The following is a 15,647-nucleotide window of genomic DNA, read 5'->3' as shown; positions in this document are numbered from 1 at the left end:
GCGTCAGGCCAGTTGCCTGCGCAGCTCAGCTAAAACCGGCGCCGAATCCGGGCGCACACCGCGCCACAGGAAGAACGCTTCCGCCGCCTGTTCCACCAGCATCCCCAGCCCATCCATCGCCACCGCAGCGCCTTGCTCACTGGCCCAGCGGCAGAAAGCCGTAGGCTCTTTGCCGTACATCATGTCGTAGCAAAAAGTCTTTCCGGGTTCGATCAGGCTGCCTGCAATCGGCGGTACATCGCCTGACAGGCTGGCGGACGTGGCGTTGATGATCAAATCCACCGGCTCACGCAGCCAGTCGAAACCGCTGGCAGACACCGGGCCGAGGTCGTCGAACAGCTCGGCGAGCAATTCGGCCTTTTCCACGGTGCGGTTGGCGATGATCAGCGACGCCGGTTGCTCGGCCAGCAACGGCTCCAGAGCTCCGCGCACGGCGCCACCGGCCCCTAGCAGCAGGATGCGTTTACCTTGCAGGCTGAACCCGGCATTCACCGTCAAATCCCGCACCAGGCCAGCGCCGTCGGTGTTGTCTCCCAACAGGCTGCCATCGGCGAGCTTGCTCAAGGTATTCACCGCGCCGGCGCGCTGGGCGCGTTCGGTCAGGGTGTTGGCCAGGCGATAAGCCTCTTCCTTGAACGGCACGGTGACGTTGGCGCCACGGCCTTGCTGGAAAAACTCACGGGCGCAGCCGGTGAAATCCTCCAGCGGCGCGAGCAAGGTGCTGTAGTCCAGTTGCTCACCGGTTTGTTCGGCGAACAGGCGATGAATCAGCGGTGACTTGCTGTGGCCAATGGGGTTGCCGAAGACGACATAACGATCCATCAGACTGCCGCCTTGGGCAGCACGCCCAGCCAGTCGCGGTCTTGCAGGAAGTAGTCGGTGAGGCGCGCTTCTTCGCTGTCGGGTGCGGCTTTCCAGTCATAGCTCCAGCGCACTTGCGGTGGCAGCGACATCAGGATCGACTCGGTGCGCCCGCCCGATTGCAGGCCGAACAGCGTGCCACGGTCGTAGACCAGGTTGAACTCGACGTAGCGGCCACGGCGGAATTCCTGGAATTCGCGCTGCTGCTCGGTATAGGCCATGGCCTTGCGGCGCTGGACGATCGGCAGGTAGGCGTCGATGTAGGCATCGCCGATGGCACGCATGAAGGCGAAGCTGGTGTCGAAGTCCCACTCGTTCAAGTCATCGAAGAACAACCCGCCGATGCCGCGCGGTTCGTTGCGGTGCTTGATGTGGAAGTAGGTGTCGCACCAGGCCTTGTAGCGCGAATACACGTCGGGGCCAAACGGCGCACAGGCCTGTTCGGCCACGCGGTGCCAGTGGATGCAGTCTTCTTCGTTGCCGTAGTAGGGCGTCAGGTCGAAGCCGCCACCGAACCACCACACCGGCTCTTCGCCGTCTTTTTCGGCGATGAAAAACCGCACGTTGGCGTGGGAAGTCGGCACATGCGGGTTGTGCGGGTGAATCACCAGCGACACGCCGAGGGCTTCAAAACCGCGACCGGCCAATTCCGGGCGATGCGCACTGGCGGACGGTGGGAGGCCGCTGCCAAACACGTGGGAAAAGTTAACGCCGCCTTTCTCGATCACCGAGCCGTTTTCGATCACACGGGTGCGACCGCCGCCGCCGGCAGGCCGGGTCCAGGCGTCTTCGATAAAGCGAGTGTCCGTCTCGAAGGTTTCCAGGGCGCTGCAAATGCGGTCTTGCAGGTCAAGCAGGTAGGCTTTGACAGCCTCGGTGCGGGTAGTCATGACATCACCTTGAATCGGGCAAAGCTACGCGAGGCCATTGGGCGTCGGCGGCAAATGGGCGCACAGGATACCACTGCACCCCCTGCTGCCGCAGTTGACGAAGATCAAGCTTAGGAGTCCGATAGAAAAGTGCCCTGTCCCACCAATGCTGTTCCTTTTGGGCGGCGTCTGTTGCCGTCATACTGCGTTGCCGCTCCTCCCCATAGCACGCTATGAGTCGTCGCGGCGCCTTGTCTGACGACAACAGCCACTCGCCCAAAAGGAACGCATTGGCGAGACAGGGCACTATCGCGAAATTGACTTGAGGAGAGTGCAGATGGCCAAACGTATCCAGTTCAGTGCCCATGGCGGCCCCGAAGTACTTGAGTATGTGGACTACACCCCGGCAGAGCCCGGCCCGCAGCAGGTTCGCGTGCAGAACAAGGCCATCGGCCTGAACTTCATCGACACGTATTTCCGCAGCGGCCTGTATGCGCCACCGGCGTTGCCGTCGGGCCTGGGCGCCGAAGGCGCGGGTGTGGTGGACGCGGTAGGCAGTGAAGTCACCCAATTCAAGGTGGGCGATCGCGTGGCCTACGGCAGCGGCCCATTGGGTGCCTACAGCGAATTGCATGTGCTGCCGGCCGCCAACCTGGTGCACCTTCCCGCCGACATCAGCTTCGAACAAGCCGCCGGCGCCATGCTCAAGGGCCTGACCGTGCAGTACCTGCTGCGCCAGACCTATGAGCTGAAGGGCGGCGAAACCATTCTGTTCCACGCCGCCGCAGGTGGCGTGGGTTCGCTGGCTTGCCAATGGGCCAAGGCGTTGGGCGTGAAGTTGATCGGTACCGTCAGCTCGCCGGAAAAGGCCGCGTTGGCCAAATCCCTCGGCGCCTGGGAAACCATCGACTACAGCAAGGAAAACGTCGCACAGCGCGTGTTGGAGCTGACTGACGGCAAGAAATGCCCGGTGGTGTACGACGGCGTAGGCAAGGACACCTGGCTCACCTCGCTGGACAGCGTGGCGCCACGCGGGCTGGTGGTGAGCTTTGGGAACGCGTCAGGTGCTGTGGATGGGGTCAACCTGGGGATTCTGGCGGCCAAGGGCTCGCTGTATGTCACCCGGCCGACTTTGGCGACCTATGCCAACAACCCGGAAAACCTGCAGGCGATGGCAGATGATCTGTTTTCGATGATCATCAGTGGGAAGCTGCAGATTGATATCAATCAGCGGTTTTCGCTGGGGGATGCGGCGAAGGCGCAGACGGAGTTGTCGGCGCGGCGCACGACTGGGTCGACCATTCTGTTGCCTTAGGGCTTTAGGTCTCTGGGGCCTGTAAGGGCCTCATCGCGGGCAAGCCCGGCTCCCACTGGAGTCTGCGGCGAACATAAATTTTGTGTTCACTGGAGATCCGTGTGGGAGCCGGGCTTGCCCGCGATGGCCGCGACTCGGCCTTAAGACGGCCGCACAACCTCGCCCGTCGCCAGATCCCGAATCAGACTCGGGTTCTTGCGCCCTCCCAGATTCCCGCCCAACACCAGATCCACTTGCCCACGGAAATACTGCTCCACACGAATCCGTGTGCGCGCCGCCGGGCGTCCCTGTGGGTTGGCCGAGGTGGAAATCAACGGCCCGACCAGCGAACACAGATCCCGCACTTGCGGATGATCGGTCACCCGCAACGCCACCGTGTCATGCACGCCGGTAATCCATTCGGGCAACAAGTCCTGATGGGGCACCAGCCACGTATTCGGGCCAGGCCAGGTACTGGCCATGCGGTCCATCCACTCATCGGGAAAGTCTTCGAAGAGAAAATCGAACTGACGGATATTGTCGGCAATCAGGATCAGCCCCTTATCCACAGACCGGCCTTTGATCGCCAGCAACCGATCCACGGCCTCTTCGTTCCAAGGGTCACAGCCCAGGCCCCAGACCGCCTCGGTTGGATAGGCAATCACCGCGCCTGCGCGAATTTCTCGTGCGGCTTCTCGCACACGCCACCTGTTGACCATTGCTCACTCTCCGGACTAAAGCTCTGCGCAGTTTACCGATCTTCGTTACAAAACCTAGCCGCGCGCAAGCCAGCGTCCGCTTTCGCAGATCACCCGGCCCTCCAGTTCCAGCTCCGTGAGGCTGGCCAGCACCTCGGACAAGGCCCGTCCGCTGGCAATCGCCAAGGCTTCACTGGTGTGGGGCGCGGCGTGCAACAGCGCCACCAGCGGGTGAGTGACCGCGATCGGCGCCGGGCGGGATAACGCCTGCCAGCCGCGCAGGTTCTCGAGAATGTGTTCGATGGTTTCCACCAGCACGGCGCCATCGCGAATCAGCTGATGGCAACCTTTGGCGCCAGGGTGATGGATGGAGCCCGGGATGGCGTATACCTCGCGCCCTTGCTCCGCCGCCAACCGCGCAGTGATCAGCGAACCGCTGGCCATGCTGGCCTCCACCACCAGCACGCCCAGGGAAAGGCCACTGATAATGCGGTTGCGCCGTGGAAAATTGCCGGCCTGGGGCGGGGCGTCCAACGGAAACTCGGAAACCACGGCGCTGCCTTGGGCAATCATCGCCTCGGCCAGGCGACGGTGGCGCTGTGGATAAAAGTTTTCGAGCCCGGTGCCCAACACGCCGATTGTATGTCCACCAACATCCAAAGCCGCCTGATGAGCCGCGCCGTCGATACCCAGGGCAAGACCACTGGTGATGACAAAACCGGCACTCGCCAGGCTGCGGGAAAACGCGGCGGCGGTGTCCATTCCTGGCCGGGAGGCACGGCGGCTGCCGACCATCGCCAGCTGCGGCTTTTCCAGAATCGCCGGGGTGCCGGCGACGAATAACAGCGGGGGCGCGTCATCCAGTTCGGCGAGCAACGCGGGGTAGTCGGGTTGGTCCCACATCAGCAAATGCTGGGCCGGACGCTCCAACCAGGCCAGTGCCGCGCTGGCGCCATCGCGTACTTCTTCGCTGCGACGGGCATCGGCGCTGATCATCTTGAGGCCCAGGGAGCGCCAGGCACTGGCCGGTGCACTGATGGCTTTTGACGCAGAACCAAACGCCTCGATGAGTTTTTGAAAGCCCTTGGGACCCAGTTCCGGCAGCCTGTGCAAGCGTAGTCGAGCTTCCAGTTCTGCCGGGGAAATTTCACGGTTATTCGTCGGTAACATTTGATCGTCCTTGATCGGAACAAGCTGTGGATAACTCTGTTGGTAACTTATTTAGCAACCTAATTATTGCCTTCGTTCAGGCACCTCGAAACGGTCCATTACGGCCAGGGACCGCGACGCGTCGAGGACCAAGGCATAACTGAGCTTTTCGTAAGTGCGAAAAACCAACAGCGTCCCGGCAGGTTCATCGGGAATCTTCACCGGAGCGCCGGTTACCCTGTCCCGAACGGTTTCTCCGGCTTTCACCACGGCCAGCAAATGACCTTCCATCAGGCCGTCACGCCGGCCTTTGTTCAACGTGACCGCGTCCAGTACGCCGACCTGCGTCACGCCCCGGGGCACGTCGATGATGCGTCCGGCGATGGCGCGGGCAGGCCACTGCATCACCAGGCTCGCCAGGTCCGTCGGCGTTGGCGGGCGGAGTAATCGGTCGCCGGGGCGCACCTCCTGGGTGACCCGCTGCACACCCAGCGTGCTGACATCGCCTGCGGTCACAAAGCGTGCAGTGCCGATGTCGTCAGCGTTGATGCCCAGCAATTCCTGGCTTTGCGGGTCGGTGTAGACCTTGCCCCGGCGAAAGATCCCGTAGCTTTGGACGGCAGGGTCCAGTGTGCCCCGCGCATAAACACGCTCGCCATTGGCGCCCATTACCCGGCCGGCATCTGCTGCAACAATATAGGGTGCGTGGTCCAGTTCCTGGGGCGAATCGAGCATGTGGTTGTGCAGTAAAAAGCGCTGGATGGCTTGCTGCGTATGAAGCGCCAGCGGCTGACCGGCCTGTGGAAAGCTCGCAGGAACCTGGGCAACAACGGCCTGGGCCCACAGCAGCAAGACGAGTAGCGATTTCCTCATGGGGTGAATCTCCTTTATTATGTGCATTCGCGTGAAACGCCTTGGCCTTCGCGGCTCTCGGACGTTTTCCCACGGCACTTACACCGGTACAGCAGGGGTCCATCCCCGGCGCCGACTTGCCTTTACCTCACATGTGCAGCAATTACGCTTATGGCTATTTTGAACATCCTCGAATTTCCGGACTCACGCCTGCGCACTATCGCCAAGCCAGTGGCCGTAGTGGACGCCAAGGTTCGTCAGTTGGTCGATGACATGTTTGAAACAATGTATGAAGCCCCGGGTATCGGCCTCGCCGCGACCCAGGTCAACGTGCATCAGCGCGTCGTGGTCATGGACCTGTCCGAAGACCGCAGCGAGCCTCTGGTGTTTATCAACCCTGAGTTCGAAACCCTGACCGACGAGATGGGCCAGTACCAGGAAGGCTGCCTGTCGGTGCCGGACTTCTACGAGAACGTCGACCGTCCCCAGCGCGTCAAGATCAAGGCCCTGGACCGTGACGGCAAGCCGTTCGAAATGATTGCCGAAGGCCTGCTGGCGGTGTGCATCCAACACGAATGCGACCACCTCAACGGCAAGCTGTTTGTCGATTACCTGTCCACGCTTAAACGCGACCGGATCAAGAAGAAACTGGAAAAGAAGCATCGCCAGCAAGCTTGATTCCCTTCTTTCAAAGGCTTGCTCCGGCAAGCCTTTTTCTTTTGTGAGACGTTTCCCATGACCGAGCCACTGCGCATCGTTTTTGCCGGCACCCCCGAATTCGCCGCCGAACACCTCAAGGCCCTGCTCGCCAGCCCTTATGAAATCGTGGCGGTCTACACCCAGCCCGATCGCCCGGCCGGTCGTGGGCAAAAACTGATGCCCAGCCCGGTCAAGCAGCTTGCACTTGAGAACAACATTGCGGTGTTGCAGCCGCCGACGCTGCGCAATGCCGATGCACAGGCTGAACTGGCGGCGCTGAAACCGGACCTGCTGGTGGTGGTGGCCTACGGCTTGATCCTGCCCCAGGCCGTGCTGGATATCCCGCGTCTGGGCTGCATCAACAGCCATGCCTCATTGCTGCCGCGCTGGCGCGGTGCGGCGCCGATCCAACGCGCGGTCGAAGCCGGTGACGCCGAAAGCGGCGTGACCGTGATGCGCATGGAGGCCGGCCTGGACACGGGCCCGATGCTGTTGAAAGTCACCACCCCGATCACGGGTGAAGACACCGGCGGCAGCCTGCACGATCGCCTCGCCGAAATGGGCCCACCAGCTGTAGTCCAGGCCATCGCCGGCCTGGCCGCCGGCACCCTGGAAGGCGAAGTGCAGGACGACAGCCTCGCCACCTACGCCCACAAATTGAACAAGGATGAAGCCCGCATCGACTGGAGCCGCCCGGCCGTGGAGCTGGAGCGCCTGGTGCGTGCCTTCAACCCGTGGCCGATCTGCCACAGCACCCTCAATGGCGAAGCCTTGAAAGTCCTGGCCGCTACCCTGGCCGACGGCAAGGGCGCCCCCGGCGAAATCATCGGCGCCAGCAAGGACGGTCTGCTGGTGGCCTGCGGTGAACAGGCGCTGTGCCTGACCCGTCTGCAATTGCCCGGCGGCAAGGCGCTGAACTTCAGCGATTTGTTCAACAGCCGCCGTGAGAAATTTGCCGTGGGTATCGTCCTCGGCCAAGCGGTGGACGCTCAATGAACCCACGTCTGGCCGCCGCCAAGGCCCTGGCCGCCGTACTCAACGGCAAGGCTTCCCTCAACAGTTCGTTGCCGACCCAACTGGATAAAGTCGAGGACCGTGACCGCGGCTTTACCCAGGACCTGGCCTTCGGCACCGCCCGGTGGCAGCCACGATTGTCGGCGCTGGCGGCCAAGCTGCTGCAGAAACCATTCAAGGCAGCGGACGCCGATGTGGAAGCGTTGCTGCTGGTGGGCCTGTACCAACTGCTCTACACCCGCGTGCCAGCCCACGCCGCCATCGGCGAAACCGTCGGTTGCGCCGACAAGCTGAAAAAGCCCTGGGCCAAGGCCCTGCTTAACGCCGTGCTGCGCCGTGCCCAGCGCGAAAGCGAAGCGCTGCTGGCCGAGCTGGAACATGACCCGGTGGTGCGCACCGCCCACCCGCGCTGGCTGCAAAAATCCTTGAAAGCGTTCTGGCCCGAGCAATGGGAAGCCATCTGCGCCGCCAACAACGCCCACCCGCCAATGATTTTGCGGGTCAATCGCCGGCATCACACCCGCGACGCTTATCTCTCTTTGCTGAGCGAAGCCGGTGTAGCGGCCACGGCCTGTGTCTACAGCCAGGACGGTATCGTTCTTACAGAGCCAGGCGATGTGCGTAACCTGCCAGGCTTCGCCGAAGGCTGGATCAGCGTGCAGGACGAAGCAGCACAACTCGCCGCTGACCTGCTGGACCTGGCCCCGGGCCAACGGGTGCTGGACGCCTGCTGCGCCCCCGGCGGCAAGACCTGCCACATCATGGAAGTGCAGGCGGACCTGGCCGGCGTCGTCGCCGTGGACCTGGAAGCCAAGCGCCTGGTGCGTGTGCGGGAAAACCTCGCCCGCCTGGGCCTGAGCGCCGAGCTGATCGCCGCCGATGGCCGCGACACCGCCACCTGGTGGGACGGCAAGCCGTTCCAGCGCATCCTGCTGGACGCGCCGTGTTCCGCCACCGGCGTGATCCGCCGCCACCCGGACATCAAGCTGACCCGCCAACCTGACGACATCGCAGCGCTTGCCGTGCTGCAAGGTGAGTTGCTGGACGCGCTGTGGCCAACCCTGGAAGTCGGCGGCATCCTGCTGTACGCCACCTGCTCGACACTGCCGACCGAAAACACCGAGGTCATCGAAGCTTTCCTCGCCCGCACCAGCGGCGCACGGGAACTGGACCTCGACATCCAGGCCGGGATCAAGCAGCCTCATGGCCGCCAGTTGCTGGCCCAGGAAGGCGGCCACGACGGGTTCTATTACGCCAAGCTGATCAAGATTGCCGCCGCTCGCGGCTGAATGGTTTTAAGGGAGTGACCGGATGAAAATCATCATCCTCGGCGCAGGGCAGGTTGGCGGTACGCTGGCCGAGCATTTGGCCAGCGAAGCCAACGACATCACCGTGGTCGACACCGACGCCGAGCGTCTGCGGGATTTGGGCGACCGCCTGGACATCCGTACCGTACAAGGCCGCGCCTCGTTTCCTACGGTGCTGCGCCAGGCCGGCGCCGACGATGCCGACATGCTGGTGGCAGTCACCAACAGTGACGAGACCAACATGGTCGCCTGTCAGGTCGCCCATACCCTGTTCCACACCCCGACCAAAATCGCCCGGGTGCGTGAGGCGGCTTACCTGACCCGCGCCGGACTGTTCGACAACGACGCGATCCCGGTCGACGTGCTGATCAGCCCGGAGCAAGTGGTCACCCACTACATCAAGCGCCTGATCGAACACCCGGGCGCCTTGCAGGTGATCGACTTCGCCGAAGGCAAGGCGCAGCTGGTGGCGGTCAAGGCCTACTACGGCGGGCCACTTGTGGGCCAGCAACTGCGCCAGCTGCGCGAGCACATGCCCAACGTCGAGACGCGGGTGGCGGCGATCTTCCGTCGCGACCGGCCGATTTTGCCCCAGGGCGATACGGTGATCGAGGCTGACGATGAGGTGTTTTTCATCGCCGCCAAAGCGAACATTCGCGCGGTGATGAGCGAAATGCGCCGTCTGGATGAAACCTACAAACGCATCGTCATCGCCGGCGGCGGGCAGATCGGTGAGCGCTTGGCCGAGGCCATCGAAAGCCGCTATCAGGTGAAGATCATCGAGATGAATCCGGCACGCTGCCGGTATTTGTCCGACACCCTCGACAGCACCGTGGTCCTGCAAGGCAGCGCCTCGGACCGTGACTTGCTGCTGGAAGAAAACATCGCCGACGCCGACATCTTCCTGGCCCTGACCAACGATGACGAAGCCAACATCATGTCGTCGTTGCTGGCCAAGCGGTTGGGGGCAAAGAAGGTGATGACCATCATCAATAACCCGGCCTATGTCGACCTGATCCAGGGCGGCGACATCGACATCGCCATCAGCCCGCAACTGGCGACCATCGGCACGTTGCTGGCCCACGTGCGGCGCGGCGATATCGTCAGCGTGCACTCGTTGCGCCGGGGCGCGGCGGAAGCCATCGAGGCGATCGCCCACGGTGACTCGAAGTCGAGCAAGGTGATTGGCAAGGCGATCCGCGATATCGGCCTGCCGCCGGGCACCACCATTGGTGCAATCATTCGCGATGAAGAAGTGATCATCGCCCACGACGACACGGTGATCGCCACCGGCGACCACGTGATTTTGTTCCTTGTGGATAAAAAACATATCCGCGATGTGGAGAAGCTGTTCCACGTGGGCCTGAGCTTTTTCTGATCAGACGGAGTGACCGACATGCTCGAATCCCTGGAAAAAATGCTCGCCAAGGGTGTGGATAACTCACTGCTGCGGTTTGGCTTGGGCAAGGGTTACCTCGACCTGAAGGACAACGCCAAGGCGGCGGAGCATTTGCAGAAATGTGTCGAGTTCGATCCGAAGTATTCGGCAGCGTGGAAGCTGTTGGGTAAAGCGCAGTTGGGCCAGGGTGAAAACGCCGCCGCACGGCTGGCATGGGAGAAGGGCATAGAAGCGGCCCAGGCGCATGGCGACAAACAGGCCGAAAAAGAAATGACGGTGTTCTTGAAGAAACTCGATCGCGTATAGGCACTGGCTTTTGTAGTGAGCGAGCTTGCCTCGCGCGGGGCAAGCCCGCTCACCACAAAAACATCAGAACAGCTTCAACATCAGTACCACCGCGCCTCACCCGGCGGGCGTTTCTTGAAGCGCTTCATGCTCCACATGTACTGGCTCGGGTAAGCGCCCACATACCGCTCCACCACCTTGCTCATCGCCGCGCATGACGTCGCGGTATCCGTGCTGTACATGTCTTCCGGCGCCGCTTCCAGAATCACTTTGTAGCCCGAGCCATCCGGCAGCCGCAAAGCATGCAGGAACACCCCGACCGCCTTGTGCCCCGCCAACATGTTCGGCACGAACTTGCTGGTCAGCGCCTGGGTAGCAAAGAACGGCACGAATATCCCGGCCGATTCCGCAGGCTCCGGATCGGCAGGAATGCCCACCTGGCCGCCTTTGCGCACTTCCTTGATCACACTGAGGATGCCTTCCTTGGTGGACGCCGCCACGCGGTTGCCCAGTTGCACCCGTTGCTTGCGCAGCAAGTCATCCACCGCCTTGAGCTTGGGCGGGCGGTAGAAAATGATCGGTTTGCACTGGCTGCAATAGAAGTGGTTCAACACTTCCCAGTTGCCCAGGTGGCTGGTGATGCCCACTACGCCTTTGCCCGAGGCCAGGGCTTCGTGCAGCACTTCCAGGCCTTCGACTTCGCGTACCAGGTCAATGGAGCGCTGGGCCGGCCAGATCCAGGCGCAGGCGCTTTCGGTCAGGGACTTGCCGATGTCCATCAGGCTTCGCCCCACCAGGCGCTCGCGCTCGACCGGGTCCATGTCCGGGAAGCATTTGGACAGGTTGATCCGCACCGTCTCGCGGGAGCGGTTAGGGGTTTTCCACATGATCCAGCCAATTGCCGAACCGACCGCTTGCACCGCGCGCCAAGGCAGCAGGGCAAACAACCGAAGAGCGCCTACCAGCAAGGCGCCTTTAAACTTTTCCACAGGTCACTCCTGATCGTGTGTGGTGCGCAAAGCCGCCATTCTAACCGGCGTTGGCGAGGTCCGCGTAACGGTCGCAATCCTGGGTGTGGTCCATGACCATCCCCGAGGCCTGCATGAACGCGTAACAGATGGTCGGCCCGACGAACGTGAAGCCGGCTTTTTTCAAGGCTTTGCTCATGGCCTCAGCCTCCGGTGTAATCGCCGGGACCTGGCTGCGATCCTTGAAATGATTGACCTTGCGCACACCGCCGACAAACGACCAGAGCAACCCTACCGGATCCTCCAGCGCCAGCCAGGCAGCCGCATTACGCCGGGTGGCATTGAGTTTCAGGCGGTTACGCACGATGCCTGGATCGAGCATCAGCGCTTCGATCTCGGCGTCGCTCAGTCGGGCCAGACGCTGCGCATCAAAACCGAACAAGACCTTTCGATAATGCTCGCGTTTGCGTAAAACGGTGATCCAGGACAGGCCCGCCTGGAACCCTTCGAGCAAAAGCAACTCGAACAGTCCCTGCGCATCGCGCAGCGGCGTTCCCCACTCCTGATCGTGATAAGCCATGTACAGCGGATCTTCAGAACACCAAAAGCAGCGTGGCATAAGGCTCCAGGGGATGGTGGCGCGGCCGAATCGGGTATACTCCCGCTCTTTAAATCGCAGCCCAAGTAACAGGTGAATTTCGTGAGCCAGCCTACGCCAGCCGTGCGTACCTTCCAAGACTTGATCCTCGCCCTCCAGCAATACTGGGCCGAGCAAGGTTGTGTGGTACTTCAGCCCTACGATATGGAAGTAGGCGCCGGCACTTTCCACACCGCTACCTTCCTGCGGGCCATCGGCCCGGAAACCTGGAACGCCGCTTATGTGCAGCCCAGTCGTCGCCCGACTGACGGCCGCTACGGCGAAAACCCGAACCGCCTGCAGCACTACTACCAGTTCCAGGTGGTGTTAAAGCCGAACCCGGATAACTTCCAGGAGCTGTACCTCGGCTCGCTGAAACACGTCGGCCTGGACCCGCTGGTCCACGACATCCGTTTCGTCGAAGACAACTGGGAATCGCCAACCCTCGGCGCCTGGGGCCTGGGCTGGGAAGTCTGGCTCAACGGCATGGAAGTGACGCAGTTCACTTACTTCCAGCAAGCCGGCGGCATCGAGTGCTACCCGGTAACCGGCGAGATCACCTACGGTCTCGAGCGACTGGCCATGTACCTGCAAGGCGTGGATTCGGTCTACGACCTGGTGTGGGCTGACGGCCCGTTCGGCAAGGTCACCTATGGCGACGTGTTCCACCAGAACGAAGTGGAGCAGTCCACGTACAACTTCGAGCACGCCAACGTCGAGAAGCTGTTCGAACTGTTCGACTTCTATGAAAGCGAAGCCAAGCGCCTGATCGAACTGGATCAGCCGCTGCCGTTGCCGAGCTATGAAATGGTGTTGAAGGCATCCCACACCTTCAACCTGCTGGACGCCCGCCGTGCCATTTCGGTGACCGCGCGCCAGCAATACATCCTGCGTGTACGCACCCTGGCGCGTTCCGTCGCCCAAGCCTACCTGCTGGCGCGCGCCAAGCTGGGCTTCCCGATGGCAACCCCGGACCTGCGTGATGAAGTGTTGGCTAAGCTGGAGGCTGCACAATGAGTGCTCAAGATTTCCTGGTTGAACTGGGCACCGAAGAGCTGCCACCCAAGGCACTCAACACCCTGGCCGACGCATTCCTGGCCGGTATCGAAAAAGGCCTGCAAACCGCTGGCCTGAAGTTCGCCGCAAAGAAGGTCTACGCCGCGCCACGTCGCCTGGCTGTGTTGCTCACCGCGCTGGAAACCCAGCAGCCGGACCGCAGCATCAACCTCGACGGCCCGCCACGCCAGGCCGCCTTCGACGCTGAAGGCAACCCGACTCAAGCGGCCCTTGGTTTCGCCAAGAAGTGTGGCGTTGAGCTGAGCGAGATCGACCAGAGCGGCCCGAAACTGCGTTTCAGCCAGGTGATCACCGGCAAACCGACTGCCAGCCTGTTGCCGACCATCGTCGAAGATTCCCTGAACGACCTGCCTATTCCCAAGCGCATGCGCTGGGGTGCGCGCAAGGAAGAGTTCGTGCGTCCGACCCAATGGCTGGTGATGCTGCTCGGTGACCAGGTCATCGACTGCACCATCCTCGCCCAGAAGGCCGGCCCTGATTCCCGTGGCCACCGCTTCCACCATCCTGAAGCCGTGCGCATCACCTCGCCCGCCAACTACCTCAATGACCTGCGCGCAGCCTACGTGCTGGCAGATGCCAATGAGCGTCGCGAGCTGATCAGCAAGCGCACCGAAGAGCTGGCCCGCCTGCAGGAAGGCACCGCCATCGTGCCGCCAAGCCTGCTGGACGAAGTGACTGCCTTGGTTGAGTGGCCAGTGCCGCTGGTGTGCTCGTTCGAAGAGCGTTTCCTCGACGTGCCGCAAGAAGCGCTGATTACCACCATGCAGGACAACCAGAAGTATTTCTGCCTGCTGGACGTGGACGGCAAGTTGCTGCCGCGCTTCATCACCGTGGCCAACATCGAAAGCAAGGACCCGCAGCAGATCATCGCCGGTAACGAGAAAGTCGTTCGCCCGCGCCTGACTGACGCCGAGTTCTTCTTCAAGCAAGACAAGAAGCAGAAGCTCGAAGACTTCAACCTGCGCCTGCAAAACGTGGTGTTCCAGGAAAAACTCGGCAGCGTCTACGACAAGGCTGTGCGGGTTTCCAAGCTGGCAGCCTACATTGCGCCACGCATTGGTGGCGACGCTGCCTGGGCTGCGCGTGCCGGTCTGCTGTCCAAGTGCGACCTGGCCACCGAGATGGTCGGCGAGTTCCCGGAAATGCAAGGCGTTGCCGGTTACTACTACGCCCTCAATGATGGCGAGCCGCAAGACGTTGCCCTGGCGCTGAACGAGCAGTACATGCCGCGCGGTGCCGGCGCCGAGTTGCCGACCACCCTCACCGGTGCGGCCGTGGCCATCGCGGACAAGCTGGATACCCTCGTCGGTATCTTCGGTATCGGCATGTTGCCTACCGGCAGCAAAGACCCGTATGCCCTGCGCCGTGCGGCCCTGGGCGTGCTGCGCATCCTGATCGACAAGAAGCTCGACCTCGACCTGACCCAGGCCGTGGTGTTTGCTGTCGGCCAGTTCGGTGCCAAGGTCAAGCAAGCGGGCCTGGCCGAGCAAGTACTGGAGTTCGTGTTCGATCGCCTGCGTGCGCGTTACGAAGACGAAGGCGTGGACGTGTCGGTGTACCTGTCGGTGCGTGCCCTGCAACCGGGTTCGGCGCTGGACTTCGACCAACGCGTACAGGCCGTTCAAGCCTTCCGCAAGCTGCCGGAAGCCGATGCACTGGCCGCCGTGAACAAGCGTGTGTCGAACCTGCTGAGCAAGGCCGACAACCTCGGCAATGCTGAAGTCGACCCGGGCCTGTTCGCCGATGCCAAGGAGTTCTCGCTGAACTCGGCCATCGCCAAGGCAGAAAACGCAGTGAAGCCGCTGATCGCCGAACGCAACTACGCCGAAGCACTGGCGCGCCTGGCCACCTTGCGTGAGCCGGTGGATGCGTTCTTCGAAGCGGTGATGATCAATGCCGAAGACGCGGGCGTGCGGAAAAACCGCTACGCCATGCTGGCGCGTCTGCGTGGCCTGTTCATCAATATCGCTGACATTTCCGTACTGGGCTGATCATGTTGAAACTGCTGATTCTCGATCGGGACGGAGTGATCAATTACGACTCCGACGCTTACATCAAATCGGTGGCGGAATGGATTCCGTTGCCCGGCTCGATCGAGGCCATCGCGCAGTTGAGCAAAGCGGGCTGGACGGTGGCCATCGCCACCAACCAGTCCGGCATCGCCCGCGGCTACTACGACATCGCCACCCTCGACGCCATGCACGCGCGCCTGCGCACGCTGGTGGCCGAGCAGGGCGGTGAAGTAGGGCTGGTGGTGTATTGCCCCCACGGCCCGGATGAAGGCTGCGATTGCCGCAAGCCCAAACCGGGTATGCTTAAAACTATTGCTGAACATTACAACGTGCCATTGGCTGGGCTATGGTTTGTCGGGGACAGCCTCGGTGACCTGGAGGCCGCCAAAGCCGTCGACTCTCAGCCAGTTTTGGTAAAAACCGGGAAAGGCGAAAAGACCCAGGCTAAAACCCTGCCGGTAGGCACCTTGATTTTTGACGATCTGGCGGCGGTTGCCGCAGAACTTATCAACAACTAGCAGCCCTT

The 15,647-nt window shown here is 62.1% G+C and carries 16 protein-coding genes; 9 read left to right on the top strand and 7 right to left on the bottom strand.

What is annotated here, in order from left to right; translation table 11 throughout:
- Positions 1–3 precede the first annotated feature (3 nt).
- Positions 4–822 carry a shikimate dehydrogenase gene (gene aroE, locus P3C29_RS05935; protein WP_010168542.1) on the bottom strand — a complete coding sequence of 273 codons (819 nt, stop codon included), beginning with the start codon at positions 820–822 and terminating at the stop codon, positions 4–6.
- Entirely contained in the window at positions 822–1,751 is a 930-nt protein-coding gene (gene hemF, locus P3C29_RS05930; protein WP_010168540.1) for an oxygen-dependent coproporphyrinogen oxidase, read from the bottom strand. Before hemF ends, aroE begins: the two co-directional genes overlap by 1 nt.
- 316 nt (positions 1,752–2,067) lie before the next feature.
- On the opposite strand from hemF, the gene P3C29_RS05925 reads away from it, so the two are divergent.
- On the top strand, positions 2,068–3,045 hold the full coding sequence (locus tag P3C29_RS05925) for an NADPH:quinone reductase (protein ID WP_275964078.1): 978 nt from the start codon (positions 2,068–2,070) through the stop codon (positions 3,043–3,045).
- Positions 3,046–3,185: 140 nt separating this feature from the next.
- On the opposite strand, the gene P3C29_RS05920 is transcribed toward P3C29_RS05925, so the two are convergent.
- The 3 genes from P3C29_RS05920 to P3C29_RS05910 form a co-directional block, all read right to left on the bottom strand.
- Positions 3,186–3,743: an L-threonylcarbamoyladenylate synthase gene (locus P3C29_RS05920; protein WP_003213622.1), complete on the bottom strand. Its 558-nt coding sequence runs from the start codon at positions 3,741–3,743 to the stop codon at positions 3,186–3,188.
- 54 nt (positions 3,744–3,797) lie between these two features.
- Positions 3,798–4,892, bottom strand: coding sequence for a DNA-processing protein DprA (gene dprA, locus P3C29_RS05915; RefSeq protein WP_201125783.1), 1,095 nt, complete (start codon positions 4,890–4,892; stop codon positions 3,798–3,800).
- Positions 4,893–4,955: 63 nt separating this feature from the next.
- Positions 4,956–5,744 carry a peptidoglycan-binding protein gene (locus tag P3C29_RS05910; RefSeq protein ID WP_275964077.1) on the bottom strand — a complete coding sequence of 263 codons (789 nt, stop codon included), beginning with the start codon at positions 5,742–5,744 and terminating at the stop codon, positions 4,956–4,958.
- 150 nt (positions 5,745–5,894) lie between these two features.
- Between P3C29_RS05910 and def the strand changes: the two genes are divergently transcribed.
- Genes def through P3C29_RS05885 form a run of 5 tightly spaced genes read left to right on the top strand, consistent with a single transcriptional unit; the run spans position 5,895 to position 10,448 of the window.
- Positions 5,895–6,401 carry a peptide deformylase gene (gene def / locus P3C29_RS05905; protein ID WP_010168531.1) on the top strand — a complete coding sequence of 169 codons (507 nt, stop codon included), beginning with the start codon at positions 5,895–5,897 and terminating at the stop codon, positions 6,399–6,401.
- A 57-nt stretch (positions 6,402–6,458) separates the two neighbouring features.
- On the top strand, positions 6,459–7,418 hold the full coding sequence (gene fmt, locus P3C29_RS05900) for a methionyl-tRNA formyltransferase (RefSeq protein WP_169386743.1): 960 nt from the start codon (positions 6,459–6,461) through the stop codon (positions 7,416–7,418).
- On the top strand, positions 7,415–8,725 hold the full coding sequence (gene rsmB, locus P3C29_RS05895) for a 16S rRNA (cytosine(967)-C(5))-methyltransferase RsmB (protein WP_201125781.1): 1,311 nt from the start codon (positions 7,415–7,417) through the stop codon (positions 8,723–8,725). The genes fmt and rsmB overlap by 4 nt, the downstream gene beginning before the upstream one ends.
- A 22-nt stretch (positions 8,726–8,747) precedes the next feature.
- Entirely contained in the window at positions 8,748–10,121 is a 1,374-nt protein-coding gene (gene trkA, locus P3C29_RS05890) for a Trk system potassium transporter TrkA (protein WP_003213611.1), read from the top strand.
- Between the two features lie 18 nt (positions 10,122–10,139).
- Positions 10,140–10,448, top strand: coding sequence for a hypothetical protein (locus tag P3C29_RS05885; protein WP_201125780.1), 309 nt, complete (start codon positions 10,140–10,142; stop codon positions 10,446–10,448).
- Positions 10,449–10,528: 80 nt separating this feature from the next.
- Here P3C29_RS05885 and P3C29_RS05880 read toward each other — a convergent pair whose 3' ends face one another.
- Entirely contained in the window at positions 10,529–11,416 is an 888-nt protein-coding gene (locus P3C29_RS05880; RefSeq protein ID WP_201125779.1) for a lysophospholipid acyltransferase, read from the bottom strand.
- A 40-nt stretch (positions 11,417–11,456) separates the two neighbouring features.
- Positions 11,457–12,014: a DNA-3-methyladenine glycosylase I gene (gene tag / locus P3C29_RS05875; protein ID WP_275964076.1), complete on the bottom strand. Its 558-nt coding sequence runs from the start codon at positions 12,012–12,014 to the stop codon at positions 11,457–11,459.
- An 81-nt stretch (positions 12,015–12,095) separates the two neighbouring features.
- Between tag and glyQ the strand changes: the two genes are divergently transcribed.
- From glyQ to gmhB, 3 genes are read left to right on the top strand one after another with little or no spacing between them, the layout of a single operon-like run.
- On the top strand, positions 12,096–13,049 hold the full coding sequence (gene glyQ / locus P3C29_RS05870) for a glycine--tRNA ligase subunit alpha (RefSeq protein WP_003213601.1): 954 nt from the start codon (positions 12,096–12,098) through the stop codon (positions 13,047–13,049).
- On the top strand, positions 13,046–15,100 hold the full coding sequence (gene glyS, locus P3C29_RS05865) for a glycine--tRNA ligase subunit beta (protein ID WP_275964075.1): 2,055 nt from the start codon (positions 13,046–13,048) through the stop codon (positions 15,098–15,100). The genes glyQ and glyS overlap by 4 nt, the downstream gene beginning before the upstream one ends.
- A complete protein-coding gene (gene gmhB, locus P3C29_RS05860; protein WP_177043878.1) occupies positions 15,100–15,639 on the top strand; it encodes a D-glycero-beta-D-manno-heptose 1,7-bisphosphate 7-phosphatase in 540 nt (179 codons plus the stop codon). Before glyS ends, gmhB begins: the two co-directional genes overlap by 1 nt.
- Positions 15,640–15,647: the final 8 nt, after the last annotated feature.

The organism is Pseudomonas sp. 1912-s (assembly GCF_029269205.1).
In the GTDB taxonomy this organism is placed as follows: domain Bacteria; phylum Pseudomonadota; class Gammaproteobacteria; order Pseudomonadales; family Pseudomonadaceae; genus Aquipseudomonas.
Note: the sequence above shows the minus strand (reverse complement) of the source record. Positions and strands in the feature narration are given on the sequence as shown.